Origin of the sequence: Proteiniborus ethanoligenes (assembly GCF_900107485.1) — a bacterium.
GTDB lineage: Bacteria > Bacillota > Clostridia > Tissierellales > Proteiniboraceae > Proteiniborus > Proteiniborus ethanoligenes.
This window is the reverse complement of sequence record NZ_FNQE01000001.1, coordinates 22087-38622: the sequence shown is the minus strand read 5'-3', so window position 1 is coordinate 38622 and position 16536 is coordinate 22087. Positions and strand designations below refer to the sequence as shown.

General features: G+C 31.5%; 14 protein-coding genes. 1 reads left to right on the top strand and 13 read right to left on the bottom strand.

Annotated features, from left to right (window positions below):
- Positions 1-5: 5 nt before the first annotated feature.
- From BLV37_RS00180 to BLV37_RS00140, 9 genes are all read right to left on the bottom strand, one after another.
- Positions 6-2183, bottom strand: coding sequence for a stage V sporulation protein D (locus BLV37_RS00180; protein WP_091725560.1), 2178 nt, complete (start codon positions 2181-2183; stop codon positions 6-8).
- A 12-nt stretch (positions 2184-2195) separates the two neighbouring features.
- Complete coding sequence (locus tag BLV37_RS00175) at positions 2196-2663, bottom strand: FtsB/FtsL family cell division protein (protein ID WP_091725557.1); 468 nt, start codon at positions 2661-2663, stop codon at positions 2196-2198.
- 30 nt (positions 2664-2693) lie between these two features.
- On the bottom strand, positions 2694-3626 hold the full coding sequence (gene rsmH, locus BLV37_RS00170; RefSeq protein WP_091725554.1) for a 16S rRNA (cytosine(1402)-N(4))-methyltransferase RsmH: 933 nt from the start codon (positions 3624-3626) through the stop codon (positions 2694-2696).
- 60 nt (positions 3627-3686) lie between these two features.
- The gene (gene mraZ / locus BLV37_RS00165) at positions 3687-4118 is read right to left on the bottom strand and encodes a division/cell wall cluster transcriptional repressor MraZ (protein ID WP_091725552.1); all 432 of its coding nucleotides are present in this window, start codon (positions 4116-4118) and stop codon (positions 3687-3689) included.
- Between the two features lie 226 nt (positions 4119-4344).
- The gene (gene lgt / locus BLV37_RS00160; RefSeq protein WP_091725549.1) at positions 4345-5091 is read right to left on the bottom strand and encodes a prolipoprotein diacylglyceryl transferase; all 747 of its coding nucleotides are present in this window, start codon (positions 5089-5091) and stop codon (positions 4345-4347) included.
- 84 nt (positions 5092-5175) lie between these two features.
- Positions 5176-6450, bottom strand: coding sequence for an EF-P 5-aminopentanol modification-associated protein YfmH (gene yfmH, locus BLV37_RS00155; RefSeq protein WP_244270419.1), 1275 nt, complete (start codon positions 6448-6450; stop codon positions 5176-5178).
- Position 6451: 1 nt separating this feature from the next.
- Entirely contained in the window at positions 6452-7750 is a 1299-nt protein-coding gene (gene yfmF, locus BLV37_RS00150; protein ID WP_091725546.1) for an EF-P 5-aminopentanol modification-associated protein YfmF, read from the bottom strand.
- Between the two features lie 21 nt (positions 7751-7771).
- Complete coding sequence (locus BLV37_RS00145) at positions 7772-8716, bottom strand: ferrochelatase (protein WP_176967798.1); 945 nt, start codon at positions 8714-8716, stop codon at positions 7772-7774.
- A gap of 350 nt (positions 8717-9066) precedes the next feature.
- Positions 9067-9549: a YhcN/YlaJ family sporulation lipoprotein gene (locus BLV37_RS00140; RefSeq protein WP_091725541.1), complete on the bottom strand. Its 483-nt coding sequence runs from the start codon at positions 9547-9549 to the stop codon at positions 9067-9069.
- Between the two features lie 146 nt (positions 9550-9695).
- On the opposite strand from BLV37_RS00140, the gene ychF reads away from it, so the two are divergent.
- Positions 9696-10787: a redox-regulated ATPase YchF gene (ychF, locus tag BLV37_RS00135; protein WP_091725538.1), complete on the top strand. Its 1092-nt coding sequence runs from the start codon at positions 9696-9698 to the stop codon at positions 10785-10787.
- Positions 10788-10844: 57 nt separating this feature from the next.
- Here ychF and BLV37_RS00130 read toward each other — a convergent pair whose 3' ends face one another.
- Genes BLV37_RS00130 through BLV37_RS00115 form a run of 4 tightly spaced genes read right to left on the bottom strand, consistent with a single transcriptional unit; the run spans position 10845 to position 16268 of the window.
- Complete coding sequence (locus BLV37_RS00130) at positions 10845-12209, bottom strand: restriction endonuclease subunit S (RefSeq protein ID WP_091725536.1); 1365 nt, start codon at positions 12207-12209, stop codon at positions 10845-10847.
- Positions 12209-13627 (bottom strand): class I SAM-dependent DNA methyltransferase, encoded by a 1419-nt coding sequence (locus BLV37_RS00125; RefSeq protein WP_091725533.1) that lies wholly within the window; start codon positions 13625-13627, stop codon positions 12209-12211. The genes BLV37_RS00130 and BLV37_RS00125 overlap by 1 nt, the downstream gene beginning before the upstream one ends.
- A 59-nt stretch (positions 13628-13686) precedes the next feature.
- Positions 13687-15726, bottom strand: a complete 2040-nt coding sequence (gene hsdR, locus BLV37_RS00120; protein WP_244270429.1) for a type I restriction-modification system endonuclease — start codon at positions 15724-15726, stop codon at positions 13687-13689.
- Between the two features lie 23 nt (positions 15727-15749).
- Positions 15750-16268, bottom strand: a complete 519-nt coding sequence (locus BLV37_RS00115; RefSeq protein WP_176967797.1) for a phospholipase D-like domain-containing protein — start codon at positions 16266-16268, stop codon at positions 15750-15752.
- Positions 16269-16536: the final 268 nt, after the last annotated feature.

Sequence of the window (16536 nt, the reverse complement as noted above, 5' to 3'; positions counted from 1 at the left end):
CAGTTTTAATTAACATTGTCAAATCTTACATTAACTAGTGAATTAAAGTCCACTTCAGTACCTGCCTTTGGAATCTGTCCAACTACTATTCCTGACCCTGAAAATTCAAACCTTAAATTAAGTTGATTTAAAAGCTCTAGAGCTTCCTCACGAGTTTTACCAGTTAAATCTGGCACAATAATTTTTTCAGTTTCCCTTCTTGTTGATTCTATATATAAGTCCAAATTTGCTCCTTTTTTAACTACACTTCCAGGCTGTGGAAACTGGTCTAACACTACTGCTCCTCCCTCTATATAATAGGCATCAGTAGTATATTTTAAACCTAATGCCAAAATTATTTTACTAGCATCTGTAATGCTTTTGTTTCTTACATCTGGGACTGTAACATTTTCATTTTCAGTAGTACTTTTTTCTGCTTCTGTAAACTGAGGCTCTACATCCATATAGCTTAAAATATCCTTGACTACTTGACCTGCAACAGGTGCTGCAATTTGCCCACCATAATAAGCCCCATTACTTGGCTCATCTACTATAACTAATACTGCGATTTTAGGGTCATTAGCTGGTGCCACAGCAAGAAATGATGCAATATACTTACCATCAGCATAGCGACCGTCTATGACCTTTTGAGCTGTACCTGTTTTACCTGCCACTCGATAGCCTGGAACATAGGCACTTTTACCTGTGCCCTCTGTTACTACACTTTCTAATATTTTCATCATTGTTTTTGATGTTTCTTCAGAAATAACCTTTCTTCTAATTTCTGGCTCATATTGATGTACAACATTTCCTTCCGAATCTACTAATTCTTTCACTACTCTAGGAACCATAAGATTGCCACCATTGGCTATAGCACTCACAGCTGTAATCAGTTGTATTGGAGTAACTGCAATTCCTTGGCCAAATGATATAGTAGCCAGATTTACGTCTTTAATAGCCTGTGAGCTGCTAGGTATAATTCCTAGAGCTTCACCTGAAAACGGAATTCCAGTAGGCTCACCAAAACCAAATGCTTTGATGTATTCATACATCTTTTCCGCTCCTAGCCTTAAGCCGACTTCAACAAAAACTACGTTGCAGGAGTTCTGAACACCTTCTACAAATGTTTGATCTCCATGGGGATTATAGTATCTCCAGCATTTTATAGGTTTACCACTTTTTATTTGTCTAACATACCCACCACAATAAATTTTACTATTAGGGGTAACCACATTTTCTTCTAAACCTACAGCAGCAGTAATTATCTTAAAAGTAGAACCAGGCTCATATACGTCATTAATAGAATAATTTCTCCACATATCATACCATTTATTGATTAATTCCTCTTGTGTTAGTCCTTCCCAAGATTTAGCTAATGCTTCATCATTTGGTACGGTTGGATAATTGGGATCATAGTCAGGTTTATTAGCCATTGCCAATAGGTCTCCTGTTTGAGGCTCCATAACTATAATTGATACGTTTTTTGCTTTGTTTTTTACTAATACTTCTAAGGCTGCTTTTTCTGCAAAGTGCTGAATAGTTTCATCCATAGTTAATACTACGTTCAATCCATCCTTAGCCTCATAAAGTCTTTCTTCATCATAGGGAAGCTGTCTTCCAGCCCCATCTGCAGTTTTAACCCACTTTCCAGGGATTCCAGTTAAATATTTATTGTATGCTCTCTCTATCCCATATTGCCCCACTTGATCTACATTATTGTGACCTATAATATGAGCTGCAAAGCTTCCAAAAGGATAATATCTTTTATTATCCTCGGCTAACTCTATCCCCTTTATACTAGCTTCTCTTAGTAATCTGCTTTCTTCTTTTTCAATCCATTGTTTAATCTTAACTATACTCTGCTTACTAGTTATTTTATTATATACCTCATCTTTATCTAAACCTAGTATCTCAGCTATTATTTTTGCATTTTCTTCAGGCTTTTCAATGTCAGCAGGTCTGCACCATACTGTATCTCTACTTACGCTTATTGCAAGTTTTTTGCCCTTACTATCTAGTATGTATCCTCTTTTGGCCTTTACAGGAATTCCTCTACTCCATTGCTCCAAGGCTTGTTTTTTTAAATCCTCACCTTGTACAACTTGTATAATTCCTAATCTTACAATCAGAGTGAAGACTACTGCTGAAATTAAAAACAAAGAAAATATTAGTCTTCTTTTAGTCGATAAAGTAGGTACTGACACGGCTTGAACCTCCTAAAGCTTATTAGATATTTGGCCTATTACATTGCTAAATAATTTCAAAAACCCTAATTTTTCTGATTTTTCTTCAACCTTTATTCCACTATCTATATCATAGCTATTAACTGCAATATACACTACTTGCTCATTAGTAGGATATATCATACCTAGTCTTGTTTCAGCTTCTTTCTCTATCCAGCCAGACTCTTTAATTCTTTCTAAATCTAATGAAATATCTACCTTGTGCTTATTAAGTGTTTTTATATCCTTTTCTAGCTTTGAAATCTCCATTTTAATCTGAGTTATTTGAGCATATCTAAATAATACTCCAAGGCACACAAATAAAATTAAAAATGCAACTGCAAAGAACTTTATCTTAGCAGAGGAATTACTCTTCTTGTTTTGTGTAACCTTTTTAGTTCTTTTTATATCTATGTTATTGTCTTCGTAATATGAATACACTTCTTTTTTGGCTACTAACAAGTTTATTCACTCTCCTTATTATTTAGAACACTAAATTTTCTCTCCGATCCTAAGCTTTGCACTTCTTGACCTTGGATTTAATTCAATTTCCTTATCTGATGGTAATATTGGTTTTCTTGTAATAATATTTAGTTCCTTTTTCTTATTACATGTACATATTGGAAGTTCAGGAGGGCATATACAATCTAGACTAAGTTCCTTAAATGTCTCTTTAACTATTCTGTCCTCTAAAGAATGAAAAGTTATAATACAGATTCGTCCTCCTGCCTTTAATGCATTTACCGCCTTTATTATAGATTCCCTTAATATTCCTAATTCATTATTTACCTCTATGCGTATCGCTTGAAATGTTCTTTTTGCAGGATGGGGTCCATCTTTCCTAGCTCCACTTGGAATAGCTTTCTTTATTACATCTACTAGCTCTCCAGTTGTGTTTATAGGCTTAATTTGTCTTTCATTTTGGATAAATTCAGCTATTCTTGCAGCCCACCGTTCTTCTCCATAGTCTTTAATTATCCTCTCTAGTTCTCCTTTTGGGTATTTATTGACAATGTCCCAAGCATTTAAATCCTGCGATATATCCATTCTCATATCAAGAAAAGAGTCCTTATTATATGAAAAACCTCTTTCTCCTTCATCTAATTGATGAGAAGAAACTCCTAAGTCTAATAGAATACCGTCTATTTCATGGATATCTTGTTCTTGTAATACTATATCTATGTTCTTAAAATTGTTATGGACTATAGTTATTCGGTCTTTGAACTCTTTAAGTTCTTCACTTGCCTTTTTAATAGCATTCATATCTTGATCAATACCAATTAGATGCCCATTCTCTAGTTTTTTTACAATCTCCTTTGAATGTCCTGCGCCCCCAAGGGTACCGTCAACATATGTTCCATTTTTCTTTATATCAAGTCCACTTATGACCTCATTTAGTAGTACAGATATGTGCTGAAACTCCATGTCTTTCACCTCATACTATTTAATAAATCTATTTGTTCAAAGTATGGATAAATATATAACTTAAATTCCAAGCTCTGCCATTTTTTCTGCAATTGCCTCATAGCTTAGACTATCGTCATCATTATATGTATCCCATTCCTCTTTACTCCATATTTCAACTCTTGTGGAGACTCCTATTATTACTGCATCCTTATCTAGCTTACAATGATCTCTTAAATTAACAGGAATAAGTATCCTTCCTTGTTTATCTAACTCACATTCTGTTGCTCCTGAAAAGAAAAATCTAACAAAAGCCCTTGCGTCCTTACTAGTCAGCGGTAAAAGTTTTAGCTTGTTTTCTAATATGTCCCACTCTTCTTTAGGATAGACAAAAAGACAATTATCTAATCCCTTAGTGATTATGAAAACATCACCAAGCTCATCCCTAAATTTTGAAGGGATTATTAATCGCCCCTTATTATCCAACGAATGTTGATATTCACCGATAAACATAAGCTACACTCCATTCCAAGGACACTTTGCCCCACTTCGTACCACTTTACTCCACTTTATAGTATTATTTCTATATTGTTTCATGAATTCCTGCATGATTTTAATAAATTTATAACTTTTTTTATGGGTCTATGGTACTAAAGACTACATTTTTCAACAAAAAAATCAGCTATTTTATAATAGCTGACATAAACTAGGACAAATATATGTTATTAAGTTTTTAGTTTTAGATTTCATCTCTTTCTAAAGGAAATTTCTTTCTAATTATAGCAAACATAGCAAGTGATAAAACTATTGTAATTATACTTATTAATTGTGCAACTCTAAAGGGTCCATACATTAAGCTGTCAGTTCTTAAGCCTTCTATAAAGAATCTACCTAAAGAGTACAATGACAAATATAATAGAAATACTTCACCATGAGCCTTTTTCCTTTTTTTATACCATAATAAAAATATGAATACAGCAAAGTTCCATAGTGACTCGTATAGAAAGGTTGGATGTACTTTTTGCCCTTCTATTATTATTCCCCAGGGAAGATCAGTTGGCCCTCCATGTGCTTCTCGATTTACATAGTTGCCCCACCTTCCAATAGCTTGACCTAAAATAATGCTTGGTCCTGCTAAATCGGCTAACTTCCAAAAGTATATTTTCTTTACTCTACAAAATATTATTCCAACTATTATTGATGCAATTAGTGCACCATGTATTGCAAGCCCACCTTCTCTTATGTTTATTATTTTCATTAGGTCCCCTTGGTACTGTTCCCATGTAAAAATAACATAATAAAGTCTAGCGCCAATAATTGCTGAAGGTACTGCAAATATTAGCAAATCAAGAATATCTTCTTCCCTTATGCCTATTCTCTTAGCCTCTCTCATTGCAACTAGAGCTGCCATTAATAATCCAAAAGAAATTATTATTCCATACCATCTTACTTCAATATTAAATATTTCAAATGCAACTGGGTCCATAGAAATCATCCCTTCATAATATATTAAAGCTACTTTTTTCTAGTAGCTTTAATTATATTTTTATTTAGCTATAAAGTCAATAAACTACTTTGGTGTTACTATGGATAAAGCTGACTGATTTTCATTTAAAAAGTCCTTAATCCTATGTTCAACATCTTCAATTTTTATCTTTTCTAATGTCTCTAAGTAATTTAATAAAGTATATTTATTATAATAATCATTTATGAAATTTCTAGCAATAAAATCTATTGAATTTGAATCTATAAGATGGTAACCCATTAATTTCTTTTTTGCTCTGTTAAAATCTCTTTCAAGCAATCCATTTTTCTTCTTTAATTCAACAAATGATAATATCCTGTTATAAACCTCTTTAGGAGCATCTGATTCTCCTCCTAATATTGCGTATCCATAGTCTCTATATCCTACATACTGAAACCCAAATTTGTCATTTATCAAGCCTTCATTGTAAAGTTCATGATAAAAATCTGAGCTGCTTCCAAATATAACTTCTAATAAAATATTAGTACAATGCTCTTTGTACGCCAAGCTATCGCCATCAAAACCTAGCTCTAGATCCTTAAATCCAATGTTAAACAAAGGTCTGTGAATCCCTTGTTTTTCTTCAATTATCTTCTTAGGAATAGTACTAGGCTCATTGTTTGTACCTCTGACAATATTTTCTTTTAACTTTTCATATTTGATTCCCCTTTCTTCAACTATACTTAAGGCTTTCTTAAAATCAATATCTCCAATCATAAATAAAACCATATTTTCAGGGTTATAGAATGTGTTATAACATTTATATAGTAAATCTACATTTATATTTTGAATGCTCTCTATTGTGCCTGCAATATCTATTTTCACTGGGTGACTATTATATAATCCAGACAAGCAATTTGAATATACTTTCCAATCAGGTGCATCGTTGTACATTTTGATTTCCTGTTGAATAATTCCTTTCTCTTTTTCAACATTTTCATCCGTAAAATAAGGATTCTGAACAAAGCTAACTAATAATTCTAGGTTCTCATAAAATTTGTCTATGCATGAGAAGAGATATGCAGTTTGGTTGTTATTAGTAAATGCGTTAACATAAGAGCCCAGTTTGCCAAATTCCTCAAATATATCAACGTCAGGCTCTTCAAACAGCTTATGCTCTAAAAAATGTGCAATACCTTCTGGGACTATTATTTCCTTGCTTTCTCCAATTGGAATAAACTTATTATCATTTGAGCCATAATTTGTTGCATAAATAGCATGTTTTCTTACATAATTAGTCTTAGGCATGCAAAACACTCTTAATCCATTACTTAATTCTGCACTTAATATTTTCTCATTTAAACTTTTGTTAATAATCATACTAATGCTCAAAGTATCTCTCCTCACTTCTGGTTTCTATTGTTTCGTTTGTTAAGAAATAAATAGTATCTAGTTTTAAATCTTTAAAAGATTTGATTATTTCCTCCCTATTAACCTTACATATATTATAGATATATTCATCAAAAGATTTATTTTCTTTGGATATCACATTAGTTAAGTAGAATTCTGCTAGGGAATAATTGCTATCTTGTAAGGTTTTTATGGATGTGACTATAGAATTTTTAGCATTATTAATATCTTCTTCTGAAAAATTTCCCTTTATTATTTCCTCCACTTGCATTTTTATAATTTCTTTTGTTTTTTCAAATTTATCTGTTTCAATTCCAGAAGAAACTAGCATAATTGATTTGTATTTTAATATTTGCGAGTATACATAATAGGCTAGGCTTTCCCTTTCTCTAACATAGGTAAAAAGCTTAGAATTTGGTCCTCCTCCAAGTATTTCATTGCCTACAATAAAGGCGTTAAACAGTGGGTTCTCATAAGGTATGTTTATTCTATAGCCTAGTATTAATTTTCCCTGATTAACATCCATTTTCTCATATATTACACTTTTACCACTTAGCTTTTTACTTGATATATTTTCTCTTTGTATATGTACAATATCATTTCTTTGTAGCTCAAGGCTTTTATATAGCTTATCCTCAAAATGAAATTCTTTACCTACTGCTGTTATCTCTATAAAACTAGTCTTTAGCATTTTTTGATAATGGGAATACAGATTGTCTTTTGTTATCTTTTTTACATCTTCTGCACTTCCAAACTTATATATACTAAACTTTTCGCCTCTACACATTTCTTCTATACATCTTTCCACAGCATATTGTTTTTTATCGTTAATACGACTCTCTATTCTTTTAATCATGTTTTCTTTTTCCTGATATATGTATTTTTCTAAGAAAGCACCATTTTCAAGCAATGGATTGTATATGATTTCTAACAACATTTCCAACAGTTTTACAGCATAATCTGCTTCCCCTGTAAAGTCAACATTAGCTCCCTCAATAGAAAATTTAATTATATGCTTCTCACCTTTTTTATTCACATCTATACTTAGGTTTGCACCATATAGCTCCTCAAGTTTTCTTTCTATATCAATACTAGTCCTATAATTTTCAGTACCTTGCCTTAGTACTAGTGGTATTAAAGCGTTTAATGAAGCCTCTTCGTCAGATAGTGGTCTTATAAAACTAAAGCTTAAAAGACTAGATTTAAATTTATCAGTATTTATTATATTAAGACCTATGCCATCTCCAATTTCTTTTCTTATATACTCCATTTGCACGACCTCCTTATTGATTTATTCCCATTTTTGGAAATTTGTAAATTCAATCCTATTCTTCAGTTCGTTTATAAATTTTGAATCCTTTAAAAATCCATCTATAATCAGCACCTTGACTCCTTCAGGAATATCTGGCCTAGAGCGTATTTTTTGTGTAATAATTATATTTTCAATATTAGTAACTGATGGCTTAGTATATATTATCAAAACCTTTCCTAAATTATATTCTAATATTGTGTTAATAGAGTCCATATAATTAGGTTCTATGTAATTAAACCATCCTGTCTTAATTTTATTTTCATTGAGGTGGTAGGATTCTGCTAATTTTGTTTTAATTCTGTTTCTAAACATTGAATCTTCTTTTAATCCCTTTAAGTATTTGTTTTTTCTATAGCCTCTTTGCCCTTCACCTACTAGTACTATACCTGTATTCCCTGGGTTGTCATCATCTATATGCTGACTAATAAGCTCTTCATATGAATTTTCTATAGTTTCGCTGTCCCATAGACTTTCAGTATATTTTACAGTAATATTTAATTTAAACAATTTCATTTTTTCTATTCTTGATTTTAATATACTTAGATTCTGCCCATCCGATAAAATTACTGGACAGATTATTACATCTCTGTATCCATCATTAACAATCTGGATTAAAGCTTCTTCTACATAAGTAGTATCATAAATGTAGGATAAGTATACTTTAAATTCATCAGATAATAGGTCTTGTAGTTGGTTTTTCACTTTTAAGGTATTTTCTTTATAGTCACTTTTCCCAAGCTCATTATAATATCTTTTTTTAGACCATAATATAAATGGAGAAAGAATTATATCTTTTAGGTTCCTATCTTCCTTAATATTAGCTATGCTTTTCTTTAAATTATATTTTTCTGCTTCTCCTTCGTATACAAGCATTACTGCCTTGCCCTTATTCTTTTGTTCTAGTCCATTTAAATACAACTCCATTTTATATCCTCTGGAAAAAATGAAAGCAATAGAGATAATGTAAGATAAAATAATATAAATTAGTATTGTTATAAACTTTTTATTTGATAATAGTCTATCTCTATTCCTTATAATTAATGTAGCAGTAATACTTGATAGAACTAAAAAAACACTTTCTTTAGGCTCCTCATATACAAAATAGAGTAATCCAAAAAACACTAGGAAAAATATATAGCATAGACTTTTATTTAGAAAATTATATTTCTTCATAATTATTTAAATCCTCACAAAATAGTAGTTATACTACAATACTATTTTAAAAATCAATAATATATGAAGAAATCCAATCTTAAGACTGGATTCTAAAAAACTTATTTTTTCTTTGCGATGGCTCTTATTATATCTTCTATATCTTGGTTAACAGTTTTTGACTGCTTTCCTCTTATCATTGCCTGCTGTATATCATCAAGTCTATAGAATAATTTTTTATCTGCTGTTATATCTATTTCTGAAACTTCTGCATCAAAGGTCTTTACTGTATCTATTATTTTTTTTCTTAATTCTTCTGAAATTACTCCTTCTTCTCCCTCTGATACATTAACTGCTACTATGGCTTTGTTGTGCCAAAACATTACTGTTGCATCATCTATTCCTGTCAAATCTACTAAAGTGTCTGCTACGGCTTCGCCTTTTATTACATCTTTGTTAGCTTCAGTAATCTCCCTTTCTCCTGTAATATTTTCTTCTTCCATAATATTATTTGGTGAAGGTTTTCTAGCAGCTTGACAACCTGATAAAATCAGCACAATAAAGAGAATGATGATCAATATAAGTATGTGAACTCTATTTTTCATATATAACACCTCCTAAATATTAGTTTCCCAATTAATGATATTTTTATTAATAAAAAATTAATTTGAATTGAAGTGGTAAAAATATTGGTGTATAATTGACTAGTGCATGATTTTGATTATCATAAAGTGTTGAAAGGAAGATAAAAATGAAACTAGGAATTGTGGGGCTGCCTAATGTTGGTAAAAGCACTCTCTTCAATGCAATAACTGCCGCAGGAGCAGAATCAGCTAATTATCCTTTTTGTACTATAGAGCCTAATGTAGGTGTAGTAGCTGTTCCAGACGAAAGATTGAAGGTCTTAACAAAATTATTAAATTCTGAAAAAGAAGTACCTACTGCTATAGAGTTCTTTGATATTGCAGGCTTAGTTAAAGGAGCTAGCAATGGAGAAGGGTTGGGAAACAAGTTCTTATCACATATAAGAGAGGTAGAAGCAATAGTCCATGTAGTAAGATGTTTTGAAGATGAAAACATAACTCACGTAGAAGGCAGAATAAGTCCAATAGACGATATTGAAATTATTAATATTGAGCTTATGCTTTCAGATTTGGACATACTTAACAGGAGAATACAAAAAACAGAAAAGCTAGTTAAGTCTGATAAGACTCTACAAAAAGAGCTTGATATATTAAATACTATCAAAGAAACCATAGAAGCAGGAAACTCTGTAAGATCTATTGATTTTACCGAAGAAGAAAAGCGCTTTGTAAAAGAGTTAGGGTTACTATCATATAAGCCTATTTTATATGTGGCTAATATTTCTGAAGAAGACCTAATGTCAAATCCAGAAAATGAATATGTTAAACAAGTAATTGATTATGCTAAAGCAGAAAATTCAGAGGTCATAATAATATCTGCACAGATTGAGGCTGAAATGTCTGAGCTTACTGATGAAGAAAAGGACAGCTTTTTAAAGGATTTAGGTCTTCATGAATCAGGACTAAACAAACTAATAAAAGCTAGCTATAGACTTTTAGGTCTTATGAGCTTTTTAACTACTGGACCTAAAGAAACTAGAGCTTGGACTATTAAAATAGGTACAAAAGCACCTCAAGCAGCTGGAAAGATTCACTCAGATATGGAAAAAGGCTTTATAAGAGCCGAGGTAGTTAGCTATAATGACCTTGTGAGCTGTGGAGGCTATCCTCAAGCAAGAGAAAAAGGACTAGTAAGGTTAGAGGGAAAAGAGTATGTTATGCAAGATGGAGATGTGGTGTTGTTTAGATTCAATGTGTAGAAAAATGCCTAGGATCTATAAAGGATCTTAGGCATTTAATTTTATGAATAATATTTATTAAATTTTCTCTTTTAAGACTTCTTTCAATAATTCAATAGCTGATTCTTCTGTAGGATCATTAGTATCTAATTCTCCTCTAAAGGCCTTTGTTAGTATGGATTTTTTCAAGAGTTCTATTTGTTCTTCAAGCCTAGTTAATTCTTCTATTTTTGATTCGAAGGATAGAAGATTCTCTAGAATACGGACTATTTCATGTTGTTCTTCTAGTGGAGGTAAAGGTGCTAATACTGGATAGATTTTAATCCCTGATATTACTGGTTGAGCAGATGAACTATTGTATTGCCCTAATTCTAAATATGTCAACAAATAATATAGAAAACTTCTATTTATATATTCTTCAGGATATTTTACTATAAGAGCATTATCAGTTATCCAAGCTTTTTCTTCGGTAATATGTACGTTACCACAATTAGCTCCAACTCTTCCAATAATAATAGATACCGTATCTATATTATAATTATCATGTACTCCTGTTATTCCATTACCTCCATATACAGGAATATTACCATCCAAATTCATATTGCTACTAGTCAAACCGTCTCCAGAAGATACTCTCAATATACTACCTAGTCTTATCCAATGCCAACTCATTGGAACTTCATATGGTATATCAATAATATCATCTATATTCTTTAATTGACTAATCTTATTTTTATGAATTGCCTCTTGAATCTTTTTCATCAATATTTCAGCTGTTTCCACTTCATTATGCTTTTTTCTCCATTTATCTGTCAATTCTCCTCTAAAAGCCTTTGCAAAAATAGCTGCTTTTCTATTTTCAAAACCTTCTCTTGCTTCTTCTATTAGTTCTCTTGATTCATCTACTTTAGAAAATAGAGATTCAATTTTAGTTACTATGCGTTGTTGTTCTCGCAGTGGTGAAAGTGGTATAGGAATCTCTTTCATTTTTCCCTGTGTAAGTTTTAATCTTGTTGTTCCGTTAACATAACCATGATAATTAAATTGATTTAAATAATGCATCAAATATAAGTTACCATAGTGTCCATAGTATGATTTCAGTATATGAGCATGATTATTTACCCAAGCCTTTCCATCAATAATATATGCTTTATCTTTTAGCAGTTCATAAAATGGTGCCCCATCTTCACCTACTAATACTAACTCTTCATTCGTTAAATAATCATCTATCCATCCCACTTGTCCCGTTGCACCGTAGTAAGGAACATTTCCTCTTCTTTTTTCCCTCTCATTTGCATTTACAGGCTTTCGAAACTTATCTAAACACTCAGCTCCACCTTCTAAAAGTTTAACCCAAACCCAATTATCAGGCACCTTATAAGGCTGTCTTTCTACCGGCACCAATGCTTCCTTCAATAATTCCTCAATTGTCTTCTTCGCCATTAATTATCCCCCTCCAAGAGTCTAAGCTCTTTTATGACACTCATTAGAAGGTCTGTGGCTTCTTCTAGTTTTGCTACTGCATCCTCTGCAGATTCTATCGGGTCTGGTAAATCTTCATAATCTATTAATGATTCATCTTTTATTAATCCTAAATCTAAGCTATCTCCCTTTGCCTTAATTTCCTCTCTAGTAAATCTATTCCATCTTTCATCATTTAATTTACTTCTGTCCTCAGCTTCATATGCATTTATAAAATCTTTAAAATGTTCTTCTGTCAGCATATTTCTCTTACCAAAGGATTCCATGTTTGTTCTTAAATCATAAAACCATACTTCCTTTGTATTATCTTTGTCTGTAGTTCCTCTAGTGAAGAATAATACATTGGTCTTTACCCCTTGAGCATAAAAAATACCGGTAGGTAGTCTGAGTATTGTATGGAGGTTACATTTATCCATTAAATCTTCTCTTATTCTCTGACCATCTCCATCTTGGAATAGTACATTATCAGGTAATACCACGGCTGCTCTAGCTTTACCATCTTTCTTTAATGAACGATAGATATGTTGTAGAAAGTTTAGCTGCTTATTGGATGATAAGTATGTTAAATCATCCCTAGTTGGCCTTTCTCCACCTTTTTTAGTACCAAAAGGCGGGTTAGTCATAACAACATCAAAATCCTTCATTTTCTTACCTAGATTTGATAGTGTATCTCCAAGGTAAATTTCTCCTTCTATATCATGTAACATAGCATTCATCAAAGCTAATCTATGGGTTTCCTGTACTAATTCACATCCTGTAAAGGCTTCTTTCTTTTGGAATTCTTGTAATTTTTCATCTAAATCAAATAGCTCATCGGTTTTATCTTTGATATATTTATCTGCTGCTATCATAAATCCAAAGGTTCCAGCTGCAGGGTCATTGCATCTTTCACCCGGCTGTGGGTCTATTAGCTCTACTATTACATTAATAAGTGGTCTTGGAGTAAAGTATTGACCTGCTCCTGATTTCTTTTCATTAGCATTCTTCTCTAATAATCCCTCATATAGATTTCCTAGCCCTTCTTCCTTTGCACTATACCAATCTAACTCATCAATAAATTTAACTATCTTATCTAGGTTTTTAGGTTCATCTATATTGGAATTAGCATTGGTGTAGATTTCTTTAATTTTTCCCTTTCCATTTGCACCTAACTCCAATAGTAACTTTCTGTAAAAGTTTTTAAGCTCAATTCCTTCTTTTTCTACAAGTCTATCCCATCTATATTCTTCAGGAATACTGTTTTCGCTTCCTGTTTCCTTTGCCATTTTTAAAAATAATATATAAGTCAACTCAGTAACATATTGGTGATATGTTATTCCATCATCTCTAAGTACATTACATAAGTTCCATAGCTTATTTACGATTTCTTGATTGTTCATCTTCTATGCCGTTCCCCTTTCATCGTATAAGTTTTCATTTATGGTTTTGATTAGTTCTTCTAACTTACCTCCAAAATGTTTATTGATTCTTTCAAAACCTCCACTAGTTTAAAAGCTCCTGTGTCAAAGGATTCTTTAGCAATTATAGATTCCTTTAATAACTGTTTTTCAATTCTATCTAGCCATTGAGTTTGTACTTTGTTCCATTTTTGAAGTCCTTTTACTTTTTTCATAGCATTTCTTATTCTTTCTTCATGGTCTATTAAAGTACTACCTATTGCCTGCTGTCTTATAAAGCTAATAATATCGGCTGTTATATCGGCATCTGTCATTTGATTGTATGCTGTGTTTAGGTTTATTTCTGAAAAGCCATGTTTATATAATTCTTGAATTAAAGATTTTAATTCTGCCCTAGTAAGTTCCTGAGGCCTTTGACATACAATTTGTAATGCTGGTATCTTGTTGATATTTTCATTAACAAATCTACCAAATTCCTCTAAATAATCCTCTGGCTTTTTAGCCTTTCCATAACCAGTGAAAGTTTCTAATACCTTATCTTCATGAGTTGATATAATAATCTTTCTCGGATTATACTCATATTCATCTAAATAGTTAAATATTTCTTTGTTTTTTTCTATTTGTTCTACCATTTCCTTTATGTTTCTATTTCTCAAATCATTAATAAATTCATCAGGTGTTTTTCCATTTGTATGTGATTTAAACTCTTCTAATCTTTTACCTTTAAGTTTCCTTTTATTTCTATGAAATTTAGCAATAATTTCATCTATATGGTTTTTCTTTTTCTCCTCAGTATCTAATTGAAACAGCTCATGAATTAATTCTTTAAACTTTACACTATTTCTTGTAACTATTGGCTTCATATTAGTAACTTTTTCTAATCCTTCATATAATCTAACAGCATCAAATATATTAAAATGAGTTTTTTCTATATCATCACATAACCTTGTGGCTCTTCCTAGCATCTGCTCATAAAGTATTCTTGATTTTACTCTTCTTAAAAAAACTAAATTACATATCTCAGGTACATCAACTCCTGTTGTCAACAAATCAACTGTAACTACAATAGTTGGATTTTCTTCATTCTTAAACCTCTTTATAGCTAATAATGGGTCTTTTATTGAACCTGTTATCTTCATTACAGCATCATCTTCAATCTCAATGCCTTTATCTTCATATATCTCCTTAATTAATCTAACAACTATATCTGCATGATTATCTGTAGCAGCAAATATTAAAGTTTTTTCTTTTCCTATTGGAGAAATATGGTCTAAAATTTGATCTAAAGCTACTCTATTGAAATTTTCATTTAAAACCTTTTTATTAAAATAGTCTATTTCTATGTTTAAATCATCAGGCAACTCTTCACTATTTATAATCTCATTAGTAACAGGATCATACATTGGAACTACATCTCCGGCTTTATAATTGATTCCTTCCTTGCTTAATTCTGTTACGACTTGTAGAGGTGGGCCATGATCAACTAAATACCCATCAATTACAGCTTCTCTATAGGAATAATCAAATACAGGCTTTCCAAAAATAGCTGTAGTATGCAAAGCAGGTGTAGCCGTAAGAGCAATTTTCACAGCATCAAAATATTCTATTACATTTCTATATTTACTTACATAGTCATCTTGATTTCTAAACTCTAATTCAACTTCTCCCATTTCTTTATCCAATAGATAACCCCTATGGGCTTCATCAACTATAATGCAATCATAATTATCTACAGGTAGAATTTCATCTTCTGAAAACATAATTCTTTTCACCATCCCCTGTACAGTCGCAATATGAAGTTTAGTAGTAAGTTCTGGGGATTTTTCATCAAGACCTTTAATATCATATATTTCATTGAATGTTTGTAAATCTTCAATAATTGTATCTGTAAATGTGTCCTCAGTTTGATTTCCTAAGGCTGATCTATCTACTAAAAATAATATCCTCTTAAATCTATTAGTCTTTACAAGTCTATATGCTAAACCTAATATTGTTCTAGTTTTCCCCGTTCCTGTGGCTGCTACAACTAGGTTCTTATATGATTCATACTCTTCTCTTTTTACTCTAAGATTCTCTAGGATTTCTTTCTGATGGGAATAGGGAGTCAGATTAAAAATATATAAGTACTATCATCTTTTACTTTACTGCTTAAAGATTCCTTTAGCTCTTTTCTATTATCTTCATCTATTGGCTTAAAGTTTCTAAATTCTTCATCATTCCAATAACTTTCAAATGTCTTCTTAAAGCTGTCTACTACATCCTTAGATGTATATTCTGATACTTTAAGGTTCCACTCAAGTCCATTAGATAGTGCAGGATTAGAAAGATTTGAAGATCCTATATATGCTGTAAGAAAACCTGTATTTCTTTTAAAATAATATGCTTTTGCATGTAATCTAGTCCTCTTTGTATCATAAGAAATCTTCACTTCGGTATTTGGTAACTCTAATAACTTAAGTATTGCTTTATAGTCTGATGCTCCCATATATGAAGTTGTAATTACCCTAAGCTTATTTGTTTTTGTAAACTCAACTAAATCATCATAAATAAGTCTAAGACCACTAAACTTAATAAATGATATTAGAAAATCAGCCCCATAAACTGTTCTAATCTCTCTACTCAATTCACTTTCAAGTGTTGGCCCTGTCTTGCCGGTGAATAGTTTTATTAAGTTTTTCTACAAACTCTATTTTTTCTTTCTCACTGGTCATTTGTGAAAGAGACTTGTCTATTATCTTTTTCCGTGCTTCTATATCTATTAACTTTTAATATAGTCCGTTTTTCAATGGATCTCCTTTTAAACATATGTCTATATATTAAGGTTCTATAGATTTAGCTTAGATTCTCTTAGTTTTTCAGACATAATAATAGCAGCTCAGTTTTTATGTCTG